2 protein-coding genes are annotated in these 1,612 nt (G+C 67.9%); both read right to left on the minus strand.

The window, feature by feature from the left end; translation table 11 throughout:
- Positions 1 to 210: 210 nt before the first annotated feature.
- On the minus strand, positions 211 to 654 hold the full coding sequence (locus AB1578_23765; protein MEW6490915.1) for a hypothetical protein: 444 nt from the start codon (positions 652 to 654) through the stop codon (positions 211 to 213).
- Between the two features lie 114 nt (positions 655 to 768).
- Entirely contained in the window at positions 769 to 1,221 is a 453-nt protein-coding gene (fliS, locus tag AB1578_23770) for a flagellar export chaperone FliS (GenBank protein MEW6490916.1), read from the minus strand.
- Between the last annotated feature and the right edge of the window lie 391 nt (positions 1,222 to 1,612).

Below are 1,612 nucleotides of genomic sequence, written 5' to 3' on the forward strand. Positions count from 1 at the left end.
GTTCGGGGTGGGCCCGAGGGCGGGCGCACGCTGTGCGCCCCTACGGGTGAACCAGCCGTATTCCCGAGCTCAGCGGCTACGCGAACCCACACGGATCGCACCAGAGCCCCAAGAGGGCCTCAGGCGAGAAGAATCCTTCGATGGGCCGGGGGGGTAGCCCGGGGCCCCCGGGCCGTTCGAGCGTGGGGAGAGGATCGAGGCAGCGGTGCCTCAGCCCTTCTTGTCGGCGAACCGGGGCTTGGGGTCGGGGGGAACGCGGTAGCCGCGCAGCACCTGCTGGCCGGTGGAGACGGCTCGAAGCCCGGTGCGCAGCGCCTGGGTCGCGCCCTGCGTGGCCATGTGCGCCCGGGCGTCGGCCTGGCGGATGCGCTCGGCGAGGTCGCGCAGCACGGCCAGGCCTTCCGCCAGGCCGGCGGGAGGTTCGAAGGCCTCGCCCCGCAGGGCCAGGGCCCGGTTCTCCAACTCGCCCAAATGGGAGATGCTTCGGGCGCGGGCCGCCACGGCCGCCTCCAGGGTGTCGAAGTCCACCGGATCGAGAGCAGCCTCGAAAGCCTGGGTGGCTTCCAGGATCGCCCGGCAGGCCCGGATCTCCTCTTGCACGATGGAGGCCAGGGTCTCGGAAAGGGTAAACGGCGCGGCAGCGCGGGTGGCCATGGGGAAGTCCTCTTGGGGGATGGGGCATGGGGCACGGGGCATGGGGCATGGAGCATGGAGCATGGGCGCCGAGCTTTGTCCGAGAGCCGATTGCCAGCATCCAACAACTCATAGCTACCCCGTGATGCTCACCCGGTGGTGTACGTCGGCCGGGGCCACGCGGCGGTCGAGAAGCTGGGTCTGGGCATCGCCGGCGGGCATCTCCAGCTGGGCCCAGCCGTCTCGCAGGTCCTTGAGCGACGGCAGGATTCCCTCCACGTGGGCGGGGTCCTTCGTCAGGTTTGCCTCGGTGATCTTCTGCATGAAGAAGATATAGAGGTTCCAGAGGTTTCGGGCGATGATGCCGCCCGCGTCCATGTTCAGCGTCCCCGCGAGCTCCTCCACCACCGCCCGCGCCCGCACCAGATCCTTCTCGGCAGCCTCGATCTCCTGGCGGGTCATGCTCTCCACGGCCCGGTTGAGAAAGCGCAGGATGCCGTCGTAGGCCATCACGATGAGCTGCTTCTGGCTCGTCGTGGTCGAGACCTGGGTCTGGGTATACGCCTGGGCCCCGCGTCCGTATGTCATCCAACCACCTCCCTGTGGTCCAGCGGCAGCGTCCCCCGTGCGATGGTCTTCAGTTTCGATCTCCCGTTCCGGCGGGCGTTGCCCACCCTGGCACTGCGGGCTTGCTTCGCCTTGCTTGCAATGCCGGGGGCTACGTGCCTCTTCGTGCCCCTTCTCCAACGGGCAACGGGCAACGGACAATCCGCAGCCCTTCGTGCCCTTTCTCCAACGGGCAACCGACAACGGGCAACGCGCCGCCCCTAGCTATTCCAGCTCCAGTTCTTGCTCAGCCCCGAGAGCGCGTTGGTCAGGTAGTTTCCCTGGCTGTTGAACTGGCTCACGGCCTGCTCCATTCGGATGAACTGGGCGGTGAGGCTCAGCCGCTTGGTTTCCAGGCGCTCTTCCATCTCGG

It is taken from the genome of Thermodesulfobacteriota bacterium, from assembly GCA_040756475.1.
Classification (GTDB): domain Bacteria; phylum Desulfobacterota; class Deferrisomatia; order Deferrisomatales; family JACRMM01; genus JBFLZB01.